22 protein-coding genes and 1 pseudogene are annotated in these 23,225 nt (G+C 70.1%); 16 read left to right on the forward strand and 7 right to left on the reverse strand.

The annotated features are described in order from the left end of the window. The first annotated feature begins 30 nt into the window (after positions 1–30). From ABT057_RS23845 to ABT057_RS23865, 5 genes are all read left to right on the forward strand, one after another. Positions 31–1,848 carry a bifunctional metallophosphatase/5'-nucleotidase gene (locus ABT057_RS23845; protein ID WP_352345588.1) on the forward strand — a complete coding sequence of 606 codons (1,818 nt, stop codon included), beginning with the start codon at positions 31–33 and terminating at the stop codon, positions 1,846–1,848. 104 nt (positions 1,849–1,952) lie between these two features. Then, the gene (locus ABT057_RS23850; protein ID WP_352345589.1) at positions 1,953–2,471 is read left to right on the forward strand and encodes an RICIN domain-containing protein; all 519 of its coding nucleotides are present in this window, start codon (positions 1,953–1,955) and stop codon (positions 2,469–2,471) included. Positions 2,472–2,632: 161 nt separating this feature from the next. After that, positions 2,633–2,791 (forward strand): hypothetical protein, encoded by a 159-nt coding sequence (locus tag ABT057_RS23855; RefSeq protein WP_352345590.1) that lies wholly within the window; start codon positions 2,633–2,635, stop codon positions 2,789–2,791. 100 nt (positions 2,792–2,891) lie between these two features. Then, positions 2,892–3,410 carry an RICIN domain-containing protein gene (locus ABT057_RS23860; protein ID WP_352345591.1) on the forward strand — a complete coding sequence of 173 codons (519 nt, stop codon included), beginning with the start codon at positions 2,892–2,894 and terminating at the stop codon, positions 3,408–3,410. A gap of 82 nt (positions 3,411–3,492) precedes the next feature. After that, positions 3,493–3,975, forward strand: coding sequence for an RICIN domain-containing protein (locus tag ABT057_RS23865; RefSeq protein WP_352345592.1), 483 nt, complete (start codon positions 3,493–3,495; stop codon positions 3,973–3,975). A gap of 17 nt (positions 3,976–3,992) precedes the next feature. On the opposite strand, the gene ABT057_RS23870 is transcribed toward ABT057_RS23865, so the two are convergent. Together ABT057_RS23870 and ABT057_RS23875 are read right to left on the reverse strand one after the other, a co-directional pair. After that, positions 3,993–5,333, reverse strand: a complete 1,341-nt coding sequence (locus ABT057_RS23870; protein WP_352345593.1) for an FAD-binding oxidoreductase — start codon at positions 5,331–5,333, stop codon at positions 3,993–3,995. Between the two features lie 12 nt (positions 5,334–5,345). Continuing rightward, the gene (locus tag ABT057_RS23875) at positions 5,346–7,013 is read right to left on the reverse strand and encodes an arylsulfotransferase family protein (protein WP_352345594.1); all 1,668 of its coding nucleotides are present in this window, start codon (positions 7,011–7,013) and stop codon (positions 5,346–5,348) included. A gap of 315 nt (positions 7,014–7,328) precedes the next feature. Here ABT057_RS23875 and ABT057_RS23880 point away from each other — a divergent pair, with 315 nt between their 5' ends. Both ABT057_RS23880 and ABT057_RS23885 read left to right on the forward strand, forming a co-directional pair. After that, positions 7,329–9,080: an SGNH/GDSL hydrolase family protein gene (locus ABT057_RS23880; protein WP_352345595.1), complete on the forward strand. Its 1,752-nt coding sequence runs from the start codon at positions 7,329–7,331 to the stop codon at positions 9,078–9,080. A 124-nt stretch (positions 9,081–9,204) separates the two neighbouring features. Then, positions 9,205–9,498 (forward strand): hypothetical protein, encoded by a 294-nt coding sequence (locus ABT057_RS23885; RefSeq protein WP_352345596.1) that lies wholly within the window; start codon positions 9,205–9,207, stop codon positions 9,496–9,498. 3 nt (positions 9,499–9,501) lie between these two features. Here ABT057_RS23885 and ABT057_RS23890 read toward each other — a convergent pair whose 3' ends face one another. From ABT057_RS23890 to ABT057_RS23905, 4 genes are all read right to left on the reverse strand, one after another. Beyond that, positions 9,502–10,152, reverse strand: coding sequence for a putative DNA-mimic protein (locus ABT057_RS23890; protein WP_352345597.1), 651 nt, complete (start codon positions 10,150–10,152; stop codon positions 9,502–9,504). A gap of 18 nt (positions 10,153–10,170) precedes the next feature. After that, complete coding sequence (locus ABT057_RS23895) at positions 10,171–12,609, reverse strand: dolichyl-phosphate beta-glucosyltransferase (RefSeq protein WP_352345598.1); 2,439 nt, start codon at positions 12,607–12,609, stop codon at positions 10,171–10,173. After that, a complete protein-coding gene (locus ABT057_RS23900; protein ID WP_352345599.1) occupies positions 12,606–13,307 on the reverse strand; it encodes a GntR family transcriptional regulator in 702 nt (233 codons plus the stop codon). The genes ABT057_RS23895 and ABT057_RS23900 overlap by 4 nt, the downstream gene beginning before the upstream one ends. Positions 13,308–13,474: 167 nt before the next feature. Further along, positions 13,475–14,830 (reverse strand): aspartate aminotransferase family protein, encoded by a 1,356-nt coding sequence (locus ABT057_RS23905; RefSeq protein WP_352345600.1) that lies wholly within the window; start codon positions 14,828–14,830, stop codon positions 13,475–13,477. A gap of 178 nt (positions 14,831–15,008) precedes the next feature. Here ABT057_RS23905 and ABT057_RS23910 point away from each other — a divergent pair, with 178 nt between their 5' ends. The 5 genes and pseudogenes from ABT057_RS23910 to ABT057_RS23930 form a co-directional block, all read left to right on the forward strand. Continuing rightward, on the forward strand, positions 15,009–15,629 hold the full coding sequence (locus ABT057_RS23910) for a DJ-1/PfpI family protein (RefSeq protein WP_352345601.1): 621 nt from the start codon (positions 15,009–15,011) through the stop codon (positions 15,627–15,629). Continuing rightward, positions 15,626–16,117 (forward strand): MarR family winged helix-turn-helix transcriptional regulator, encoded by a 492-nt coding sequence (locus ABT057_RS23915; protein WP_352345602.1) that lies wholly within the window; start codon positions 15,626–15,628, stop codon positions 16,115–16,117. Before ABT057_RS23910 ends, ABT057_RS23915 begins: the two co-directional genes overlap by 4 nt. Positions 16,118–16,206: 89 nt before the next feature. After that, positions 16,207–18,018: a serine/threonine-protein kinase gene (locus ABT057_RS23920; protein WP_352345603.1), complete on the forward strand. Its 1,812-nt coding sequence runs from the start codon at positions 16,207–16,209 to the stop codon at positions 18,016–18,018. Between the two features lie 98 nt (positions 18,019–18,116). After that, positions 18,117–19,661, forward strand: coding sequence for a substrate-binding domain-containing protein (locus ABT057_RS23925; RefSeq protein WP_352345604.1), 1,545 nt, complete (start codon positions 18,117–18,119; stop codon positions 19,659–19,661). A 76-nt stretch (positions 19,662–19,737) separates the two neighbouring features. Next, positions 19,738–19,824: pseudogene (locus ABT057_RS23930) on the forward strand (GNAT family N-acetyltransferase); the annotation flags it as partial. Positions 19,825–19,860: 36 nt separating this feature from the next. Here ABT057_RS23930 and ABT057_RS23935 read toward each other — a convergent pair. Continuing rightward, positions 19,861–20,598 (reverse strand): SLATT domain-containing protein, encoded by a 738-nt coding sequence (locus tag ABT057_RS23935; RefSeq protein ID WP_502973957.1) that lies wholly within the window; start codon positions 20,596–20,598, stop codon positions 19,861–19,863. A 251-nt stretch (positions 20,599–20,849) separates the two neighbouring features. Here ABT057_RS23935 and ABT057_RS23940 point away from each other — a divergent pair, with 251 nt between their 5' ends. The 4 genes from ABT057_RS23940 to ABT057_RS23955 all read left to right on the forward strand — a co-directional run bounded on the left by ABT057_RS23940 (position 20,850) and on the right by ABT057_RS23955 (position 23,151). Continuing rightward, positions 20,850–21,194 carry a YbaB/EbfC family nucleoid-associated protein gene (locus ABT057_RS23940; protein WP_352345606.1) on the forward strand — a complete coding sequence of 115 codons (345 nt, stop codon included), beginning with the start codon at positions 20,850–20,852 and terminating at the stop codon, positions 21,192–21,194. 86 nt (positions 21,195–21,280) lie between these two features. After that, on the forward strand, positions 21,281–21,880 hold the full coding sequence (recR, locus tag ABT057_RS23945; RefSeq protein WP_352345607.1) for a recombination mediator RecR: 600 nt from the start codon (positions 21,281–21,283) through the stop codon (positions 21,878–21,880). Continuing rightward, positions 21,873–22,538, forward strand: a complete 666-nt coding sequence (locus ABT057_RS23950) for a DUF5063 domain-containing protein (protein WP_352345608.1) — start codon at positions 21,873–21,875, stop codon at positions 22,536–22,538. Before recR ends, ABT057_RS23950 begins: the two co-directional genes overlap by 8 nt. Positions 22,539–22,962: 424 nt before the next feature. Continuing rightward, positions 22,963–23,151: a hypothetical protein gene (locus ABT057_RS23955; protein ID WP_352345609.1), complete on the forward strand. Its 189-nt coding sequence runs from the start codon at positions 22,963–22,965 to the stop codon at positions 23,149–23,151. Positions 23,152–23,225: the final 74 nt, after the last annotated feature.

Genomic DNA, 23,225 nt, shown 5'->3' on the forward strand with positions numbered 1-23,225 from the left:
GTCAACCTCCCCCAGTTCCAGGAGCCCCGAATGCCCGTCAACCCCGTCAGTCCCATGAACCGCCGTGAGTTCGTGCAGAAGTCGGCCGTGACAGGTGCGGCGGTCGCCGTTGCCGGAGCGGCCGGGACCGGTACCGCCGAAGCGGCCGGACGCAAGCCCGAACACAAGCCCCGCACCTGGACGTTCTCCATCCTCGGCACCACCGACCTGCACAGCCACGTCTTCGACTGGGACTACTACAAGGACGCGGCCTACTCGGACGCCAAGGGCAACTCCGTGGGCGTCGCCCGCGTCGCCACCCTCATCAAGCAGCAGCGCAAGGCCAAGGGCGAGGACCACGTCCTCCTGGTCGACGCCGGCGACATCATCCAGGGCACGTCCCTCGCCTACTACTTCGCGCGCGTCGACCCCATCACCGACGGCGTCAAGCACCCGATGGCCGTCGCCATGAACCACATGCGCTACGACGCCGCCGCCCTCGGAAACCACGAGTTCAACTACGGCATCGACGTCCTGCGCAAATTCGAGAAGCAGTGCCGCTTCCCGCTGCTCGGCGCGAACGCGCTGGACGCGAAGACCCTGCGGCCCGCCTTCCCGCCCTACACCGTGAAGAAGATCCGCGTCCCCGGCGCCCCGGACATCAAGGTCGGCATCCTCGGCCTCACCAACCCCGGCATCGCGATCTGGGACAAGGACAACGTCAGCGGCAGGATGGTCTTCCCGGGTCTCGTCGAGCAGGCCAAGAAGTACGTGCCGAGACTGCGGGCGCTCGGCTGTGACGTCGTCTTCCTCACCGACCACTCCGGCCTCGACGGCTCCTCCTCGTACGGCGACGAACTGCCGTACGTCGAGAACGCGTCGAACCTCGTCGCCGAGCAGGTCCCGGGCATCGACGCGATCCTCGTCGGCCACACGCACGTGGAAGTCCCCTCGTACACCGTGAAGAACGCGGAGACGGGGGAGGACGTGCTGCTGTCCGAGCCGTACTGCTGGGGCTACCGGCTCAGCGTCTTCGACTTCGAGGTCGAGCTGGAGCACGGCCGCTGGAAGGTCACCGGCAAGACCGCGCAGACCCTCAACCCCAACACGGTCGACGAGGACCCGGAGATCAGGAAGCTCCTCCAGGCCGACCACGAGCTGGTCGTCAAGTACGTCAACACGGCCGTCGGCACCTGCACGGCCGACCTCTCGGCGGCGGAGTCCTGCTGGAAGGACGTACCCATCATGGACTTCATCCACGAGGTCCAGATGCAGACGGTGAAGGCGGGCCTGTCGGCCTCCGACGCGGCGCTGCCGCTCATCTCGGTCGCCGCGCCCTTCTCCCGTACCGCCGACATCCCGGCGGGCAACGTCACCATCAAGGACATCGCCGGCCTCTACATCTACGACAACACCCTCTACGGCAAGAAGCTGACGGGTGCCCAGCTGAAGGACTACCTGGAGTACGCGGCGAAGTACTACCACCAGGTGCCCGCCGGGACGGCCGTGGACACGGCCACCCTCACCAACGCCAACAGCTTCTGGGACTACATGTACGACACGGCGGCGGGCGTCGACTACGAGATCGACATCGCGCAGGCCGAGGGCTCCAGGATCAAGAACCTCACCTACGGCGGCACGGCGGTCACCGACGACCAGGTCTTCGTCGTCGCCGTGAACAACTACCGCGCGAACGGCGGCAGCGGCTACCCGCACATCGCCGCCGCGGACATCGCGTACAGCTCGACCAACGAGATCCGCCAGCTGATGATCGACTACGTCGTGGCCAAGGGCACGCTGAACCCGGCCGACTTCGCGGTCACCAACTGGAAGCTCACCCAGGCCGGCACGCCGGTGTTCCAGGGCTGACAGCGCAATTTCCCGACAACTGTCCGCACTTGGACAGCAGCGCTGAGTGACAGGAGCTGCATAGCATCACTTCCGACCACGGCTGCCAGTGGAAGGAAGTCGACATGATGAGCACGGTGAGTCCGGTGCGTTTCGCGCGCCGCGGATGGGCGGCGGCTCTCGCCGTCGGGCTGTCTTTGGGATTGTCGTTCATCGGCGCGAGCCCCGCGTCGGCGTACGTCGGATCGAACTTCCTGCGCAACTGGGCAACCGGGCTCTGCCTGGACAGCAACAGTAAGGGCGAGGTGTATACGCTCCCCTGCCAGCAGGGAAACGACTTCCAGACCTGGGAGCCGATCTACGTTCTGCACACCTCCAACGACGTGGTCCAGGTGAAGAACAAAGCGACTGGATGGTGCCTGTACAGGAACCCACTTGACGGATCACTCGAAACCTACCCGTGTGACGACGTCAGCGTTGGTGTCAGCTGGAACCAGCGATTCGACGCCATCGGGTCGAGCTGGACCAAGATCCAGCTCAAGAACTGGTTCGGCGGCAATTGCGTAGACAGCAATGCCTCTGGATCCGCCTATCTGCTCGACTGCAACGACGGTGGCTACCAGCAGTGGAGGCTGGGCTACTGAACCGTCACACGCCCTAAGGGCTGTCCCGTAATCCCCGGCGGGCGCGCGACGACAGCTACGGCACCTCGCCGTGTTGTCGGAACATCCGCATACGTCCAGTATGCGGATGCCCCTCCGCCTTGCGATGCACCGCATCTGACGCGGAGCCTGAACCGGTGCCGGTGAGCGAGCGCACCGCGCTCGCCGCCAAGCTCCTCGGCCCGCTGGGGCGTACGCACCCTCGGCTCACCCTCGGTGCCGCCGAGGCGCTGCGGCTCGCGCCGCTCGTGGCTGCGCAGCCGGCCCGCGCCTGCGCTCCGGACTGCGCAATATTCCGATAACTGACCGCACTCAGACGACAGCGCTCAGTACGGGAACTGCATAGCATCACCGTGTCCATCGCGGTTACTGCGAAGCGGCTGCCAGCGGAAGGAAATTGACATGAATTACACGGTGAGATCCATGGTGAGGCGTTTCGCGCGCCGTGGATGGGCGGCGGCTCTCGCTGTCGGGCTGTCTTTGGGATTGGCGTTCATCACCGCGAGTCCCGCGTCCGCATACGTCGGGTCGAACTTCCTGCGCAACTGGGCAACCGGGCGCTGCCTGGACAGCAACGCCGACGGAGACGTGTACACGCTTCCCTGTCAGCAGGGAAACGACTACCAGACCTGGGAGCCGATCTACCTCGGGCACACTTCCTCCGACCTGGTCCAGGTGAAGAACAAAGCGACCGGAAAGTGCCTGCAATACAACTCGTACGACGGACGGCTCATCACCTACTGGTGCGAGGACACCTGGCCGAAGTCCGCCAACCAGACCTTCTATGCTGAGGGGTCCTGGACCTATCTCACGCTCAGGAACGATTTGAGCAAAACTTGCGTGGACAGCAATGCCGCCGGATCCGCTTACTTCCTTGGCTGCAACGGCGGTGGCTACCAGCAGTGGAGGCTGGGCTACTAGCCTCGATCCTGTATGAGGGGCCGTCGGCTTGCTGGCGGGCCCTCATCTGTCCATCGTGGGGAGAGAAGTTGCCATGAACTGCATGCGTTTCGTGCGCCGTGGATGGGCGGGGATTCTCGCTTTTGGGCTTTCTTTGGGACTGACGTTCCTGAGTGCGAGTCCCGCGTCCGCATACGTCGACCCGAATTTTCTGCGCAACTGGGAAACCGGGCGCTGCCTGGACAGCAATGCCGCCGGTGATGTGTACACGCTTCCTTGCCAGCAGGGAAACGCCTATCAGACCTGGCGCATGGTCTTCCAGTACGTCAATCAATATGACGTGGTCGAGATTCAGAATCAGGCGACCTGGCTGTGTCTGACGCAGAACTTTTACGGCGAGCTTGAAACCGCCCCCTGCGGAGAAGACAGGAGTCAACTCTTCTACGGTGTCGGGTCGGGCTGGGACAATGTTCAGCTCCTGAACGTCCTGTACAGCACCCAATGCCTGGACAGCAATTACGCCGGATCCGCCTACCTGCTCACCTGCAACGGCGGTGGATACCAGCACTGGAAGCTGGGCTACTGAACCGTCCCCAGGCGGCGCTAAGGCCGGCCGAGCCAGGAGACGAAGAGACCATCGGGGTCCCAGGTGGCGCGGAGGTCGTCGAGGCGTCGGAGGTTCTCGTCGCTCACGAAGCGGAAGGGACGGTTGACCAGGTTCTCGTCGGCCAGCTGGATGCCGGTGGCGTACGGCTCCCAGGCGCGCATGTGGTCGGTCACCCAGTCCGTGTACTTCTGGTTGTCGGCCGGATCGGACCAGGCCGCGTACAGCCCGTAGTACAGCTCGTCCTCCACCGAGAAGGCCATCGGCGGGCGTTCGGGCTGCCCCTCGTAACCGCCCCAGTTGTACAACACCATGTGCGAGGGGGCGGGGGGCCAGTTCTTCAGCATGGCCTCGAAGTTGGGCCAGAGGTCGTCGAAGGAGGCGTGGGTCCACATGTTGTCGGCCAGATAGCGCTTGGTCTCGTCGTAGTGCGGATCGGTGCCGAGTCGGCTCAGGGTGCCGGTGTCCGTCACCTCATGGAGCCGTGTGGTGAGCACCTGAGAGCGTGCGGGGCAGGACTCGAAGACCGACAACTGCTCCCTGGCCTCCTCCTCGGTGTCGGTGAAGGCGGTGGCGTTGAGGGAGATGAGTGGTTCGTCGTTCGTCATCGGGTCGCGGTTGCACATGAGATTGATCTCCGCGGGCGTCCGGCGGCCGATCTCGTGGACGAAGCCGTAGACGTCCCGCGCGGCCGAGGCGGGCCAGAAGTAGCCGCTGTTCATCGTGATCCGCCTGCGCGGGTAGAGCCTGACGTGGAACCGGGTGACGACGGCGAAGAAGCCGGGTCCCGAGCCCCGGGCGGCCCAGAGCAGGTCGGCGTTGCGGGTTTCGTCGGCGTGGACGCGCTCGCCGTCCGCGGTGACCGCGTCGATGCCGGTGACCGACATGCAGGCCGGTCCGTAGTCCCGTCCGGCCCAGGCGAATCCGCCCTGCAGCAGATAACCGCCGATGGAGACGCCCGTGCAGTGCCCCGTGGGGAAGAACAGGTCCTTCTCCGCCAGCATGGAGTTGAGCTCCGACCCTTTGATACCGGGCTGGGCGGTGCCGGTCATCGCCTCCTTGTCGACGGCCACCTCACGCAGGTTGGAGAGGTCGATCAGCAGTGTGCCGTCGCGCAGGTGCGACCCGGACCAGCTGTGGCCGCCGGAACGCACCGCGATCCGCAGGCCTTCTTCCCTGGCCAGCTTCACCGCTCCGACGACGTCGTCCTCGTTGTTCGCGAGCACGATCACCTCGGGGTGGCGGTCGGGGACCCCCGAGTGCCAGCAGGCTTCGCGGCGCAGGCTCTCGTAGCGGTACTCACCGCGCCGCAGCGTCCTGCCCTCGATGTGGTTCGCCATGTCCGTTCCCGCTCACCGGGTCAGGGTCACGACGGCGGATGACCTGACGACGTGCCCCTTGGCATCCAACGCCTGGACCTGGAAGTACGGTCCCGGATCGGCCGTCGGGACCGCCGTCTCGAACCCGGTCCGTTCGGCGTGTCGTACCACCACCGACAGGGAGTGGGGGTCCGGTCCCGCGAGCACCCGCCACGCTGTGGTCTGCGTGGAACCGTTCCAGGAGGCGTGGACGACGCTGTTCCCGTTCTCGGCCCGTACCGCCGCGCTCGGCGGATAGTAGGGCTTGCCGACCCACGTGTTCCGGAAGGCCCGGTACGAGATGTTCGAGCCCGGCAGCTGGGCGTCGTAGAGCAGGTTCCGCGAGCCGTCGCCCTCGGTGTTTCCCGCCGCCGCGTATTCCGAGTAGTACGAGCTCTGGCCCCATCCGATGAACTCGTTGCCGTTGGGAAGGGCCTGGGTGTTCCCCTGGGAAGCGGAGAACAGCGGCGGCCGGTGGTAGTAGGTCCGCGCGGCGGTCGCGCGGTGGCCGTCGAAGTCCAGGTCCAGGATCAGGCCGTGGGACTCCTGTTCCGGTGAGCCGTCCGGCTGGTTGCAGCAGCCGTCGTCGAACATGCTGATCCGGTTTCCCGGCCGGAACCGCGCGTCGTGCTGCCAGTAGAAGTCCGCGTCGGGCCCGAGGGTGAAGTCGCTCTTCCTGCCTCCGAGTTGCCACTGGATTCCGGTCTTCCTGGAGATGTCGTAGACCGCCCAGAAGTTCCGGACCGAGATCAACAGCTCCCCTCCGGGGCCCTCGTCGATCGAGTTCAGGTGGTAGGCGTCCCAGACCCCGCCCGAGGTCGTCGCATCGGAGGCCGGCACCTTGGAATCGGCGGGGTCCAGGTGGTCCAGCAGGTCCCAGGAGAAGACCAGCTTCCCTGTTTTCAGGTCGACCTCCTGGATCTCGCTGTCCAGGACGGACCCGTTCGCCGGACCCCCGTACGGGCGGAGATCCATGGGGACCGCCTTCGTCGCGATGAACAGCGCGGTCCCCCTGCGGGTCAGGAGGAACTCGTGCTCGTCCGCGTTGAAGCCGTGATGTGCGGAGACCGTGGTGACCAGGCGGTACTGATTGTCATAGATGTAGTAGCACCCGCCCGGTTCGGGGGCGCCGCCCGGCAGGTTCGTGTACGTGGGCGGAATGGCGATGGATCCCTGCCACCAGGTCAGTACCGGCTGTGTCTTTCCGGTCCTGGGATCGTGATACGTCTGGACCTTGAAGTCCGCGTTCTGGAGGTCGGGGGAGGGCAGGGGGCGGAACCAGACCGGATCGCCGGAGTCCTCGGAAATCAGTGCCCCCGTCTGCCCGACAACCGCGGCGCCGACGGCATAGGGGCCGACGAAGATCCTGCCCCGGGCCGTCCCGGGCTGATGCGCGGTCACCTTCACCCGCTGGGGGTGAAGGCCGGGCTCGGAGACGAAGCTCCACACGTCGCTGCCCGAGGTGATCGGCGGCGGGGTGGTCGCGCTGCCGGTCGGGGGAGCGGGCTCGGTGGCGCACAGCTGCGGCCGGTCCGGTCGCGGACTCGCCGCGGCGGGAGGCGGGCAGCTCGTGAGAGCACATCCCGCGACGAGCGCACAGATCCCTGCGGTGCGGCTCAGTCTTCGTCTCGCGCTACGAGCCCCCGGTTGTCCCTCTGCCATGTCCCGTCTCCTTAACGGCCCTTGCGCCGCTGTCCGAATCGCCTGAGCTGTCGCCCTCTGGCGAAGGTAAGTGCCACCGCAGGCCCGCGCCTGTCGTAGGTCCGGTGCGGTCGGCCATTCGGACGCGGCGTCCGCGTGCGCACCACGCCACCCGGGCGGGGCCGGCCCGCGGGTGAAGAGGCCGGCTGTTGTCAGATTATTGTCGACACATTGTCGGGTAAACGCTGAAACCGCGCAGGTAGCTCTTGCGTTCTATAGGGCAGCCCACGCGTTCACGGGATGAAGTGTCGACAGTGCACCACGGAGGAACCACGCATGGCGAACATGAGACAGCGCTACCGTTGGCGGACGGGAGTGCTCACTCTCGTCCTGTCCCTGGGATTGGCCACCGGGTGTGCGAACTCCGGTGCGGACCCCACGCCCGTCGATGCCAAGGGCACGGCGAAGGCCACGGCGGGGGCAGGGGCGGGGGCCGGGTCGGAGGCCACGGGGTCCCTCTCCACCGCGTCCACCTCGCTCGCGGCCTCGGCGTCCGGCCTCGAGTACGTCGCGATGGGCAGCTCGTTCGCCGCGGGTCCGAGCATTCCGCCGCTGAAGTCCGGCAGCGTGGCCGCCGCGTGCGTGCGGTCGGACAACAACTACGCCAGCGTCGTGGCCCGTGAGACGGGCGCGAAGCTGACGGACGTCACGTGCAGCGGCGCCACGACGGCGAACATCCTGACCACCAGCCAGGCCGGGCAGCCGGCGCAGATCAGCGCCGTGAAGAGCACGACCCGCCTGGTCACGGTCACCATCGGCGGCAACGACGTCAACTACCTGGGCAGCGTCACCACGTACTCCTGCCAGAACAGCGGCGGGACGAACTGCGGCACCGTGGACCAGGCCGCGATCAACACGAGCCTCGCCGCGGTGAGCGGGCGGATCCAGAACGTCGTGAAGGCCGTCCACCGCATCTCCCCGCAGGCGCGCGTCTTCCTGGTGAACTACAGCACCGTCCTGCCCGACTCCAGCGCCTGCACCGGTGTGCCGCTCACCGCCGCCCAGTTGGCGTTCGAGCGCGGCGTCGCCAGCCGCCTGGCGGCCGCCACCTCCGCCGCGGCGACCGTCACCGGGGCGACGCTGGTCGACCTCGCCACCGTCAGCCACGGCCACGACGCGTGTGCGTCCACCCCGTGGGTGGAGAAGTACAAGCCGGCCTCCGGACGCGCCACGTACCACCCCAACGAGGCCGGCATGAAGGCCGCGGCCTCCCTGGTGAAGTACGCGATCGGCACCAGCAGCCCCCTGCCCGCGGGCTACACCCGGTGCGCGAGCGAGGGGGCCACCTGCTCCTTCAGCGGCACCCGCCTCGTCGCCTTCGGCTCCGGGACGTACGCGTACAAGACGGCGACCGGCAGCACCCCCTGCACCAGCGCCTCCTTCGGCGGCGACCCGGCGAGCAACACCATCAAGACCTGCTACATCGCCATCGCGGGCGGCCCGTACGCGTACACCAAGTGCGCGAGCGAGGGCGGCACCTGCTCGGTTCCCGGCTACAACCGGGACGTGGTGTTCGGTTCCAACGGCAACTTCAACCACCTGGTCACCAAGGGCTCCGTCGCGTGCAATGCCGCCCGCTTCGGCGGTGACCCGGTGCTCAACGTCGCCAAGTCCTGCTACCTCGCCCCCGCCGGTGCCCCGGCCGGCGGCTGGACGAAGTGCGCCGCCGAGAACGGCACCTGCGCGGCCCTCCCGGGACAGCCCGTGATGTACGGCGCCTACGGCGCGTTCAAGACCGTCGTCGCCGCCGGCAACACCACCTGCACCAGCGCGGCCTTCGGCGGCGACCCCGTCGACGGACAGTCGAAGTCCTGCTACACCGCCGGCGGCGCCCCGGCCGGCTACAAGGCCACCGCCTGCGCCACGCAGGGCGGCACGTGCGCCTTCACCGGACAGCGCACCGTCGCCTACGGGGCACGGGGCCGCTTCGTCTACAAGACGCTGAGCGGCGGCACCACCTGCGCGGCGGCGGCCTTCGGCGTCGACCCGCTGTACGGCGCGGTCAAGAGCTGCTACCTCACCTACTGACCTGCTGAACCCGCTGAGCTTGTCCTGACAAGCAGGGGCGCCCCCGACCGGGGGCGCCCCTCTTTGTCCGGGCATATCCTGAAAACAACAATCAGCGCACGCCGACCAGAAGAAGGTGACCGCGATGCGCATGATGCTGAAGGCGTCCATGGACACGGAGCGGGCCAACGAGCTCATCCGGAACGGAACCCTCGGGAAGCTGATCGAGGAGTCCATGGCGCAGATCAAGCCCGAGGCGGCCTACTTCACCGCCGAGGGCGGCCGACGCACAGCCTTCCTGTTCTTCGACCTGGCGGACCCCTCCGACATGCCGGTGATCAGTGAGCCGTTCTTCCTGGAGCTGGGCGCCGACATCTCCTACATCCCGGTCATGAACCGGGAGGACGTCCAGAAGGGCCTGGCCAAGCTCGGCAGGTGATCCTCAGCTGAAGACGATCATCGACCCCTGGGCCAGACTCCGGGTCGCCGCCGCGTGCAGGCCCAGCCAGACGTGCCGTTCGCGGGCGAAGGGGCTGGGATCGTACGGCGCGGCGACCGCCGGTTCCTCCAACTCCGTGGGAGCGGACGGGGCCTGGGGCGCGGCCGGCGGGTTCGCGGGGTCGATGCCGATCGACGGGGCGACGAACTCCAGCTCCCTCAGCAGGGACTGGGAGGAGCCGAGCGGGCCGCCGCCGGCGAGGAGGTCGTCGTTCGCGAGGGGCCGCGGGAAGTCGACGGGGACGTAGGCGCCCGCGTGGTCGTAGTGCCAGACCAGGTGCGACTGCTGGGCCGTCGCCTCGAACATCTCCAGGAGCTGCTCGTAGTCGCCGCCCAGCGCGTCCACCGGGGTCACCGGGAGCTGACAGACCTGCAACAGATACGCGCGGCGCAGGAAGTGCAGCGCGTCGTAGTCGAAGCCGGCCACCGGGGCGACCTCGCCGGAGAGGCCCGGCATGTACTGGTAGACCGGCACCGGCGGCAGCCCCGCCTCCGCCAGCACCTTGTTGTACTGCGCGAGTTCGTCGGCGAACGGGTTGTCGGGGGTGTGGCACAACACGTCGACGAGCGGTACCAGCCACAGGTCACAGGCCAAAGAGAGCTCCTCCAGTCGTTACTCGTGCAGGTCCCATACCCACACACCGTCCACCCGCCTACCGGGTCGGCCCACCAGTTTGTCCACGGTCTCACGCAGCACGCCCGCGTGCGCCTGCGGGGGCAGGACCAGGGCGCCCGCATGCCAGTACGCCATGTCCTCGGCGAACGCCTCACGCGCGGCCGCGTCGACCACCGGGACGAACCCTGTATACCGGGCGTCGTGCAGCAGACTCGCGGTGAAGCGGAGCGGCACGCCGTACACGCCGGTGCGGTCGCCGTCGCCGTAGGGGCCGTTGAAGTAGCCGCCGGGCATCCGGAAACCGAGCCCGGCGGCCGTCTGCCAGTGCAGCGCCTGCGCGTCCTCGGGTTCGGCGAGCGGCACCGGGACGAGCGTCTCGCCGCCCCTCACATACGACTTCCAGGTCCCGTCCGTGAAGAAGGCGGCGGTCGCGGGGCGCGGCTCGGACTTCAGGGGAGCGGGGACGAGGGGGAGCAGAGCGAGGGACACGGCGGCCAGGCCGGTGTACCGGACGGCCCGGCGCGGGGCCGCGGCCAGTTCGGCGACGGCCAGGGCCAGCAGCATGCCCAGCGCTGGGGCGCAGATCATCGCCACCCTGCTCTCGATCACCGACTCGAAGAGAGGGAGGCCGTCCAGGAGGGCCCAGGGGCCGGGGACGCCGCCGAGGTGCGGGCCCATCGACAGGAGTGCCGCGGCGGCCACCGTCGCCGCCAGTGCCCGAACCACCGGTCGCCGTCGCCACAGCAGGACCGTGATCGCCAGGGCGAGCAGCGCCAGCGGCCAGCCGTAGAAGGCGTTCTGCTCGGTGGGGTTGAGGGAGAGGGCCGCGGTGGCCCGGGCGTCGCCCGCGATCAGCGAGCGCTCGGCGAACGTCAGCAGGGCGCGAAGGGAGTTGGCGGTGCCGGGGGCCGTGCCGTGGTCGATGCCGTCGTAGCTCTGCGGTCCGGAGAACTGCCAGGCCAGGGGGTAGACGACGAGCGGGAGACAGACTGCGGCGGCGATCGCGAGGCCGCGCAGCAGGGGGCGTACGGCGTCCCGTGCCGGCTTCGGGCGTACGGCCGCGTGGGCGAGCGCGAAGAGCAGCATGCCGAGCGCGGCCAGGAGGAGGGGCTCCTCGCCCAGGAAGAACTGGTAGGCCGCCATCAGGCCCAGGATCACCGCGTCCCGGCCCACCCGGGTGCCCTCGCACAGCCGCAGGGCGCGGTCGATGATCAGCGGGATCATGAAGAGGACCACGAAGTTGGGGTGGGCGTTGGCGTGGCTGACCATCGGGGGCGCGAAGGCGGCGAGCGCGGCGCCGACGACGGCGGCCGGGCGGTGCGGGGTCAGCCGTTTCACGATCAGGCGGTACCAGGCGCCGGCCGTGGCCGCCAGGCCCAGCGTCATCACCAGGCTGAGGACGGCCGCCGGGCCGAGCAGCAGGGTGAGCGGGGTCAGCGGGACGGACAGGCCCAGCATGGCCGTGTTGGCCATCAGGTTCACGCCGCCGGGGAAGCCCTGGAGGTCGGAGAAGAGGGGATTGCGCAGGTGGGCGACGTTGTCCGCGGTCGCCGCGAAGAACCACTCCCACTGGTTCTGGTCCTGGAGGGAGTCGGTGAGGTAGCGGTGGGCCGGGTCGAGGAAACGGCCGGAGTAGAGGACGACGGAGAGGGTGAGGAAGAGAAGGGCGGTCAGGAGGCCGGGCAGGCGCAGCCGGGCCAGGTCGCGCAGGAAGCGGGCGTAGTCCGGCGGGCGGACCTTCGAGCCGGGGCGGTGCGACCAGTGCACGGGCACCTCGGCGACCGGCCAGTCGGCCCGCTGGAAGTGCCGCAGCACCTCCACGTCGATGGCCCAGCCGTCGAGGCGGGAGGCGGCGAACGCGGTGCGTGCCTTGTCGCCGTCGAAGAGCTTGAAGCCGCACTGGGTGTCGTGTATCCCGCGGACCGCGCAGGCGCGTATGAGGAGGTTGCCGGTCTTGCCGAGGAGTTCGCGGACGCGGTGCTGGCGGTCGCCCAGGGTCGCGCCGGGGGCCGCCCGGGAGCCGACCGCCGCCGCGTTCCCGTCCGTGAGCGCCTTCTCCAGGTGCTCCAACTCCTCGACGGGGGCGGCGAGATCGGCGTCCGTGACGAGGACGAGGCGGCCGCGGGTGGCGGCGACCCCGAGGCGCAGGGCGTGGCCCTTGCCGCGCGGGCCGGGGCCGGTGACGAGCCGTATGCGCGGGTCGCGGCGGGCGGTGACCAGGTCACCGGTGCCGTCGGTGGAACCGTCGTCGGCGACGACGATCTCCCATGCGCCGCCCCGCTCGGTGAGACGGCCGGCCAGGGCGTCGAGCGTGGGCCCGAGTCTCCGCTCCTCGTCCCGGGCGGGCACGACGACGGACAACTCGACGACGTCCGGGTCCGCTGCCGCCTTCCCCGCCGTCTTCCCCGCCGCCTCCGACGCCGCCTCCGTGCTCATCCCGCCGCCAGCCGCTCGATGAGCGCGAGGGAGTCGGCGTTGTACGCGGTGAGCATCGTGTGGGCGGCGGCGTTGTCGCGGTGGTAGAGGGCGTCGGCCAGTTCGGAGTGGCCGGACCACAGATGGCCGCGCAGGTCGGTGAGGTGGCGCAGGTGCTGGACCGTGCACACCCAGGTCTGCACGCGTAGCCGGTGCAGGAAGTCGGCGAGGTAGGGGTTGCCGAAGCAGGCGCTCAACTCCCGCCAGAACCGCAGGTCGTAGCCGATGAGCACGGTGAGATCGCCGGCCGCCGCGGCCCGCCCGGCCTCCTCGCCGCGCCGCCGCACCCCTCTGATGGCGGCGGCGAGCCGGGGATCGTCCGGGTCCCGGTAGTTCTGCCGGCCTTCGGCGATCCGCAGGAACATGCCCTCGATGATCAGGGCCCGCGCCTCGATCATCCCCCGGTAGTCCTCGACGGAGTACTCGTGGACGCGGAAGCCCCGGTGCTGGTCGGCCTCGAGGAGTCCCTGCGCCGAGAGGTCGACGAGCGCCTCGCGGACCGGGGTCGCGGAGACGCCGTACTGTTCGGCGATCTCCTTGACCGTGAACTCCTGCCCGGCCTGCAGCCGCCCCGCCAGCACCTCGTCGCGGAGCGCTCCGGCGATCTGCTGTCGCAGGGTGCTGCGCGTCACGGCGCCGTTGCCGCTGCTGTCGGGCATGTTCGGGGCGTCTCCCTCGGGGCGTGGACGTGGAGATGGCGTGCTCGACGTTATGTACGAGCACGCCACCTTACGCGTTCGAGGATTTCAAGGCCCTACACGCGTAGCGTGCCCGCCCTGCCCCGTCCCTGACGGAATTCCGCCCCCGTCCGTGGCCCCGTCGGCCGTCAGTCCGTGTACTCGTCGGCCACCGACAGCGCCGCGTCCAGGGCCGCGAGGCCCTCCTTCACCTCGGCCTCGGAGACGTTGAGGGGCGGCACGAAGTGGGTGCGGTTCATGTTCACGAACGGCCACACCCCGGCCTTCTTCGCGGCCGCGCCGAAGGCGGCCATGGGCGCGTTCGCCTCGCCGGCCGCGTTGTACGGGACGAGCGGCTCGCGGGTCTCGCGGTTCTTCACCAGTTCCAGGGCCCAGAACATGCCGACACCCCGGACCTCGCCGACGCTCGGATGCGCCTCGGCCAGCGCCCGCAGCCCCGGCCCGACCAGACTCGCGCCCAGGTTCCGCGCGTTGTCGACGACGCCCTCCTCCGCCATGACCTCGATCGTCGCGACGGCGGCGGCGCAGGCGAGCGGGTGCCCGGAGTACGTGAGCCCGCCGGGGTAGGGCCGGGTCCCGAAGGTGTCGGCGATCGCACCGGAGACGGCGACCCCGCCCAGCGGCACGTAACCGCTGTTCACGCCCTTGGCGAAGGTCATCAGGTCGGGTGTGACGCCGTACAGGTCGGCAGCGAACCACTCACCGGTGCGTCCGAATCCGGCCATCACCTCGTCCAGGACGAACACGATCCCGTACTTGTCGCAGATCTCCCGGACACCGGCGAGATAGCCCGGCGGCGGGACCATGATCCCGGCGGTGCCCGGGACGGTCTCGAGGATGATCGCGGCGATCGTCGCCGGTCCCTCGAAGGCGATCGTCGTCTCCAGGTGTTCGAGCGCCCGGGCGCACTCCTGCTCCTCGGTCTCGGCGTAGAAGCGGGAGCGGTAGAGGAACGGGGCCCAGAAGTGCACCACTCCGGCGGAGGCGCTGTCGGAGGCCCAGCGGCGCGGGTCGCCGGTGATGTTGATCGCCTGCTGGGTGCCGCCGTGGTAGGAGCGGTAGGCGGCGAGGACCTTGGGCCGGCCCGTGTGCAGCCGGGCCATCCGCACCGCGTGCTCGACGGCGTCCGCTCCGCCGTTGGTGAAGAAGATCTTGTCCAGGTCGCCGGGGGTGCGCTCGGCGATCAGCCGGGCGGCCTCCGAGCGGGCCTCGATCGCGAAGGCGGGCGCGAAGGTGGTCAGCCGCGCGGCCTGCTCCTGGATCGCGGCGACGACCTTCGGGTGCTGGTAGCCGATGTTGGCGTAGACGAGTCCGCTGGTGAGGTCGAGGAACCGCCTGCCGTCGTGGTCCCAGAAGTACGACCCCTCCGCGCCGGCCACGGCGAGCGGGTCGATGAGCTCCTGCGCGGACCAGGAGTGGAAGACGTGGGCGCGGTCCATGGCCTTCACGGCGGCGCCGGTCAGGGGGTCGGTCTGAGGGGTCATGCAGGTGAGCGTAGGAGTCCGCGACGCCGGAGCGATATCGGCGTCCTGTGCCGTGGACGGGGGGAATTCGCGACAGGTTGTCGGGAGTGGGGAGAATGCGGAGCCGTCCGCCGATTGACAGAATGCTGTCTAAATGACAGGCTGCTGTCATGACAGTCCGCCTGGTCGAGGAGGAGTCATGAACGCCACGAGCCGCAAACCCGTACATCTCGCCGTGTACGACACGCTCGCCGACTGGGAACCGGGATTCGCCACGGCGTACCTCGCGCGGGGCGGATACGAGATCCGGACGGCCGGCGCGTCCGCCGCACGGCCGGTGACCAGCATCGGCGCGCTGCGCGTCGTCCCCGACCTCGCGCTGGACGCCGTACACCCCGAGGACAGCAGTCTGCTGATCCTGCCGGGCGCGGACCTCTGGGACACCTCGGACGACCTCGCCCCCTTCGCCCGCAAGGCGCGCGAGTTCCTCGCCGCAGGGGTGCCCGTCGCCGCGATCTGCGGCGCCACCGCCGGCCTCGCCCGCGAGGGCCTGCTCGACGACCGGGACCACACCAGCGCGGTCTCCTCCTACCTGGCCGCCACGGGCTACGGCGGCGGGCGGCGGTACGTCGAGGCGGACGCGGTGACGGACCGCGGGCTGGTCACCGCCGGGCCCACCGAACCCGTCGCCTTCGCCCGGGAGATCCTGCGCCTCCTCGGGGTGTACGAGGGCGAGGTGCTGGACGCCTGGTACCGGCTGTTCCACGACTCCGACGCCGAGGCGTACGCCGTACTGGAGAAGGCGACGGCCGGCCGGTGAGCCGGGAGCGTCAGGAACTGCTCAGCCGAGCCGCCCTCGGCGTGTTCCGGCTGAACGGCCGGTTCCTGTCCGTCGCCGAGGAACTGGCCCGGCCCGCCGGGATCACCGCCGCCTGGTGGCAGGTGCTGGGGGCCGTACTGGGAGAGCCGCTGCCGGTGTCCGGGATCGCCCGGGTGATGGGCATCACACGGCAGAGCGTGCAGCGGATCGCCGATCTGCTGGTGCGGGACGGGCTGGCCGAATACCGGCCCAACCCCGCGCACCGGCGCGCCAAGCTGCTGACGCCCACCGAGGAGGGGAGGGCCGCCATCGCCCGGATCGCCCCTGGGCACGCCTCCTTCGCCGACCTGCTGGCGGCGGCGTACGGGGAGACGGAGCTCGCCCGGGCCGTACAGGTGCTGGAACGCCTGTCCGAGGTGCTCGACGCGCTGGAGCCGCCGCCCGTCACGGAACCGCCTCTCGCGGAACCGCCTGTTACGGAACCGTAGACATCGCGCCACGCGACTCCCCGAACCGCCGGTTTATTCTCGGCACGCACATGTCTCGATCACACATGTGAGGGAAAGGCGGCGCTGCCATGGAGAAGCTGGGACCGGAGGACCCGCAGCGCATCGGCGGCTACCGGCTGCTCGCGCGGCTGGGAGCGGGCGGGATGGGGCAGGTCTACCTCGCCCGTTCGGACCGGGGGCGGACCGTCGCCGTGAAGCTGGTGCGGCCGGAACTGGCCGCCCGCGAGGAGTTCCGGGCCCGGTTCCGGCAGGAGGTGCGCAACGCCCAGCGGGTCGGCGGGTTCTGGACCGCGCCCGTCCTCGACGCCGACACCGAGGCCGCCGTGCCCTGGGTCGCCACCGGCTACGTCGCGGGGCCGAGCCTCCAGCAGGTCGTCGGCCACGACCACGGTCCGCTGCCCGAGCGGTCCGTGCGCATCCTCGCCGCCGGGCTCGCGCACGCGCTCACCAACATCCACGCGGCCGGGATCGTCCACCGCGACCTCAAGCCGTCCAACGTCATGGTCACCATCGAGGGGCCCCGGGTCATCGACTTCGGGGTGGCCCGGGCACTGGAGACGGTGACCGGACAGACCGAGGGCGGCCTCACCCGGGCCGGCGCCGTGATCGGCTCACCCGGATTCATGGCACCCGAGCAGGTGCGCGGCGAACCGATCACCCCCGCCAGCGACGTCTTCTGCCTCGGCTCCGTGCTCGCCTTCGCCGCCACCGGCGCCCTGCCCTTCGGCGGCACCGAGAGCGGAGCGCACGCCGTGATGTTCCGCATCGCCGAGGAGGAACCCGACCTCGAGGGGGTCCCCGAGGGCATCGCCGACCTGGTCCGCGCCTGTCTGCGCAAGGACCCCACCGCCCGGCCGACGCTGGCCTGGATCCTGGAGCGGACCGGCGCCGGGGACACCGTCTCCGACGGCCACTCCCGTGAGCCCTGGCTGCCGGGCGCGCTGGTGGCCCAGCTGGGGCGGCACGCGGTGCGGCTGCTGGAGGTGGAGGACCCGGCGGGGGCGCCGGCCCCTTCTCCGTCGCTGCCGTCGCCGTCGCCCGAGCACAGCGGGCGGTGGAGTGGTGGCGAGGACGTGCCGCGGACGATGGTCGCACCCGCCGCCGTACCGCATCCGGCGTACGGCCACACCCAGCCGCACCCGCAGGGTGCCTGGCCCGCGGCGCCCTACAACCCGTACGCGGCGGAGGACACCGGGAGCGCTCCGGCGTACGGCACCCCGGCACAGGGCGGCCATCCGCCGCCGGTCGCGCCCCCACCCCTGTACGACCCCTCCGCGTACGCCCCCTCTCCGTCCGGCGCCTCCTCGTACGACGATCCCGAGGAGCCGCGCGGCCGCAGCCGCCGCGCGACGATCCTGCTGCTCGCGGTCGCACTGGTCGTCGCGCTCGCCGCCGGCGGCTCGGTGTACGCGTTCATGAACGGCGACGAGGACACCGGGACCACGGCGACGAAGACGGACCCCCACCCCAGTCCCTCGGCGTCCGACAGCTCCCCGTCCCCGTCGGCCTCCTCCTCCGCGTCCCCCTCCGCCACCGGAGGCGCGATCCCCGCCGCCTACCTCGGCACCTGGACCGCCACGATCGACAACGCGACCGGCGAGAACACCCGTGAACTGACCATCAGGCAGGGCGCGGTGGGCGACGCGGTGCTCGCACTGGTCGCCGACGGGGACGGCTACCACTGCGAGTTCACCGCCGACCTGGCCCGAAAGCCGTCATCCGGGGGGCCGTTGCGGATCGGACCCTCCACCGTCACCACCGGCAAACCCCGCTCCTCCTGCACCCCCGGCGCCGCCACCGAGATCACCCTGCTGTCCGACGGCAGGCTGGAACGGGTCAACTCCGGCACCGGGGAGAAGCTGACGTACAGCCGCCGGTGAACGTCCGGCGAACGTCCGCCGACCACTCCCGGATCCGTCTTCGGACAGCCGTACGGTGAACCGAGGACCGACTGTCGGGAGTTGCGGGGGCACCCACAGTGGAGTGGCTGAGCGCGGAGAACGTCGTCGCCGTCGGGACGGCCGTCGTCGGCATCGTGGCGTCCGGCGTCATGGTCTGGTACGAGCGCAGAGTGCCGCGCCGCAAGCGGATCGGCTACCGCGTGCAGATGGACAACCCGATCGGCGACGACGGCAGATCGGGCAGTGTCAACGGCCGCATCGGCTGGTTCGAAGAGGCCGCGGGCATGGTGGGCGCCACGTTCGTCCTGCTGCGCATCGAGAACGACGGCTCGCAGGGCATCGCCCGCGACGACTACACCGGACCCGAGCGCCACGGGCTGACCGCCGTCTTCGACCAGCGCACCATCCGCGGGGTGTCGGTCACCCAGCCGACCGACACCGACCACCTCATGGACCACTTCACCGCGGACCGGGGCTTCGGCTACGAGGGCGACACCCTGCGCATCCCGCGCGTCCCGCTCAACCGCGGCGAGCACTTCAAACTGCTGGTCCTGCTCTCCGGCGGGCACGTCGGCAGCGGCATCCGGCTCTACGGCGGGCTGCGCGAGGGCGAGGTGCATCCCAACCGCAGCGCCACACCCGACGACGTGCCGCCCCTGTTCAGCCGGGCCGCCCGGCTGATCTCCATCATGCTCACCGTGTGCGTGGTGACCCTCGCGACGATCGTCGTGGTCCGCGACGACAGCCGGCCCCCGATCGGCTGCGCGGGCGGCACGCTCACCGTGACCGGGTCGACCGCGTTCGCGCCGGTGGTCCGTGAGGTGGCCCGCGCCTACGAAGGCGAATGCGAGGGCGCCACCGTCACGGTCGACGCGCACGGCTCCACGGCCGGCATCCGCGAACTGACCGCGGCGGGCACCGCCGCGAAGAAGGGCTCCCCGCCGGTCGTCGCTCTGTCCGACGGCCCCAAGCCGGCAGGCCTGGAGGCGCTGCGCGAGAACCGGGTCGCGGTGTCCGTCTTCGCCCTGGTGGTCAACGACGGCATCCGGCTGCGCGACCTCTCCACGGCGGACGTACGCCGCCTGTACCAGGGGAAGATCACCAACTGGCGGGAACTCGGCGGCCCCGACCTGCCGGTGATCCTGGTCAGCCGGGACGCCAACTCAGGAACGCGGCAGGTGTTCCAGCGGCGGGTGCTCGGCCGGGGCGAGATCGAGAACTCCTCCGTCGACTGCGCGCACAAGGACTACCCGACGGCCCCGGTCGTCCGCTGCGAACTCGACTCCACCGACCAGGTGCTGAGCACGGTGGCCGCGACGCCGGGCGCGATCGGCTACAGCGAGCTCAACCTCGCCGACCGGGCGAAGGGCCTGCATCCGCTCGACCTCGACGGCGACCCGCCCTCCGTCGACGCCATCGAACACGGCACGAGCGACTACCCGTACCGCGAGATCGAGTACGCCTACACCTACGGCCGCCCCCCGGCCGACTCCCTCGTCTCCGACTTCCTGACCTACCTCACCCGGGGCAACGGCCAGGACGTGGTCCGCACCCACGGCCACCTGCCGTGCTGGTCACCTGAAGGCCTGCGGCTGTGCCAGACCAGCCCGTCCGGCATGTGAGGACGAGGCCCGTTCGCAGCCGAAGCGGGGGTCTGGGGGCGGTGCGCCTTCTTGACGACGGGTGGCTCTGACCTGCTTCGAGGTGCTGGGCACACTGCCGGAAGGCTTCCGGCATCCGGCGAAGGGCTGTGTCGGCCTGCACATCATGCACCGCTCGCTCTGAGCGGCGTGTGGGCGGCAACCGTGGCTCCGGTGGCCCTCAGCGCGGCTCCGGCGGCCGCTGGCGCGGCATGTTCGGGCGCGCGTTCGATCCCGGAGGCAGGGGGAAACGACCCGCGCCCGTGCCGCCGTCCGCCCGCCCGCCGGGGGCGACCGCCGCCTGGATGCCCAGTGGTGCCGAGCCGGTGCGGAACTCCACCATCCAGTCCGCCGTCTCCGTCCGCACCAGCTCCATCACGTCCTCCGAGAACCGCCGCAGCACCCCGAGACACCGCTCGGCGGCCTCACTCGCGGTGCCCTCCGCGGGCCCCAGCATCTCCCGCACGCTCTCCGACGCCCAGTCGAACTGCAGCACCTGCAGCCGCCGCTGCACCGCCTGCGCCGTGGCGACGTCCCTCATCCACCCGGACGTCACCCCGAAGAACCGGTCCGCCGCCACACACGCCACCGACGCCAGCAGGGCCAGACAGCCCCACGGCGCCACCCCGCCCACCACCCCGGTGAGATCGAGCAACGGCAGCGCCGCCCCGACGGTCGCCCCCGCCGCCGCCCCGGCCCGCAGCGCCCGCGCCCCCCGCCGCTTCCACACCCGGTCCACGAGATACCAGGACGCGGTCTGCAGCGCCCCCCGCTCCACCCAGCGGTACAGCTCGTCCAGCCGCTCCGCGGGCTCGCCCCAGTCGCCGAGCGGCAACGCCCGCCCGGTCAGATCGCCGCCCGGCCACAGCCCGGCCGCGCCCTCGCCCCGCCCGTCCTGAGGCGGACCCCCGGGCTGCATCTCCGGCTGCTGACCCACCCGCGCTCCCTACTGAATCAGTGACTCCGCGTAACGTCTGATGCTGATGTGCCGGACTCTTCCTACCCCCCAATGGGTGGCGAAGGGGAAGCTTTCGTCGCTTTTCCGCCTGGAAGTGGGCCTTGATCAGGTATACGCCGTCGGCCTGACTCACTCGAAAGAGTGGCGGGGCGATGGGCTCATGGAGCACGTAGGCTCAGTGGCAGACAGGAAGAGACAGACAGGAGCTGAACGTGATTCCCGGTGGTGGCCAGCCCAACATGCAGCAGCTGCTTCAGCAGGCCCAGAAGATGCAGCAGGATCTGGCCCGTGCCCAGGAGGAACTGGCGAACACGGAGGTCGACGGGCAGGCGGGCGGCGGGCTGGTGAAGGCGACCGTGACCGGCTCCGGTGAGCTGCGCGCGCTCAGCATCGACCCCGCGGCGGTGGACCCGGACGACACCGAGACCCTCGCCGACCTGATCGTCGCGGCCGTACAGGCCGCCAACCAGAACGCGCAGAACCTCCAGCAGCAGAAGCTCGGCCCGCTGGCCCAGGGTCTCGGCGGCGGCACGGGGATCCCCGGCCTGCCCTTCTGACCTTCTCGGCCCTTCCGGCCTTTCTCAGACGGGCCCCGGCCAACTACCGTACGTACTGCAAGGAACCAGGGAAGGACGGCAGTCCGTTGTACGAAGGCGTGGTCCAGGACCTCATCGACGAACTGGGGCGGCTGCCCGGCGTCGGTCCCAAGAGCGCGCAGCGGATCGCCTTCCACATCCTCCAGGCGGAACCGACCGACGTGCGGCGCCTCGCGCAGGCTCTGCTGGAGGTCAAGGCGAAGGTCCGCTTCTGTGCGACCTGCGGGAACGTCGCGCAGGAGGAGCTGTGCGGCATCTGCCGCGACCAGCGCCGGGACGTCTCGGTCATCTGCGTCGTCGAGGAGCCGAAGGACGTCGTGGCGGTCGAGCGGACCCGCGAGTTCCGCGGCCGCTATCACGTCCTGGGCGGAGCGATCAGTCCGATCGAGGGTGTGGGCCCCGACGACCTGCGTATCAGGGAACTGCTGGCCCGCCTGGCGGACGGCACGGTCACGGAACTGATCCTGGCCACCGATCCGAACCTGGAGGGCGAGGCCACGGCCACGTATCTCGCCCGCATGATCAAGCCCATGGGCCTGAAGGTCACCCGCCTGGCCAGCGGCCTCCCGGTGGGTGGCGACCTGGAATACGCGGACGAGGTCACACTCGGCCGCGCCTTCGAGGGGAGACGACTCCTAGATGTCTGACGCCACGCTGCACGCGACCGACCAGAACCCGGACGACTTCGCGGTCCAGATCGCGGACCAGGTCGAGAGTTTCCTGGTAGCCGTCACGGAGGTGGCCAAGGGCGACGAACCGGGCTCGGCCGTGCCCTTCCTCCTCCTGGAGGTCTCCCAGCTCCTCCTGGCCGGCGGCCGCCTCGGTGCCCACGAGGACATCGTCCCCGACGAGCGCTACGAGCCCGACCCGGGCTTCGAGCCGGACGTCGACGAGCTCCGGGAGAACCTCGCCCGTCTCCTGGAGCCGGTGGACGTGTACTCGGAGGTCTTCGACCCGTACGAGCCCCGCAAGGCGCCCGTCCCGGCCCGGATCTCCGACGACCTCACCGACGTCATCACCGACCTGCGTCACGGCATGGTCCACTACCGCGCGGGCCGCACCACCGAAGCCCTGTGGTGGTGGCAGTTCTCCTACTTCTCCAACTGGGGCTCCACGGCCTCCGCGACGCTCCGCGCCCTCCACTCGGTCCTCGCCCACGTCCGCCTGGACCAGCCGCTCGAGGAGCTCGACGGCCTGGACACCGACCAGGGCATCGGCGACGACACCCTGGAGTTCGAGGCGGGCAGGGTGATGGCGGAGGAGATCGGCGGCCAGCCGGGCCTGGGCGACACGGCCCGGCGGTAGGGCGGTCGGGGGAGCGGTTCACAGCCCCCACAGGCCCTTCCCCACCGCCGTCACCCCGCCCGCCGGCGCCGGCCCCAGCACCAGCAGCCGGGCCCGGGGCTCCGGCGGACGGCCCGCGAGTCCCCGGCCGGCCGGCCGGCGCGTCCAGCGCCATGGCCCGCGAACTCCCGTACGTCCAGCCCGCGTTGGCGGCGTAAAGGGAGACCGGCGGCCCGCCGACACCGCCACCAGTGCGAAGCCCATCCCGGTGAGCCACTGGACGCACGAACCCAGCAGTAGGATCCCCGCAAGAAGCGACTCGCCCGTCATGGTGTACCTGCCTACACCCTCGGTTCGGGAGTGCGCTCTCTCCTTCGCGCAGGCCGGAGACGGGATCGTTGATCTCGCAAGGGCAACGATCCCCACTCACCGAAGGAAAACCGCCATGAAGTCGCTCCTCTCCTCCCGTCCCGTCCTGTGGTTCCTCTTCCTCTTCAACCTCGCCGTCGCCGCCGTGGCGCCCTTCGTGGTCGACGGATCGCAGGGAGTGATGACCGCCGTGGGCATGGGCGTCGTGTCGCTGGGCGCCGGCGTCAGCCTGGTGCGGGACCGCGGCAAGCGAGAGGCAGCCTGAGAATTGGATCGGTCTTGTACGTCCCCTGTGCGTCGGCTGCACGGGCCCTGACCGGCCGGACGCGAGTCTTGGGT

Source organism: Streptomyces sp. NPDC002588 (assembly GCF_040295925.1).
Taxonomy (GTDB): domain Bacteria; phylum Actinomycetota; class Actinomycetes; order Streptomycetales; family Streptomycetaceae; genus Streptomyces.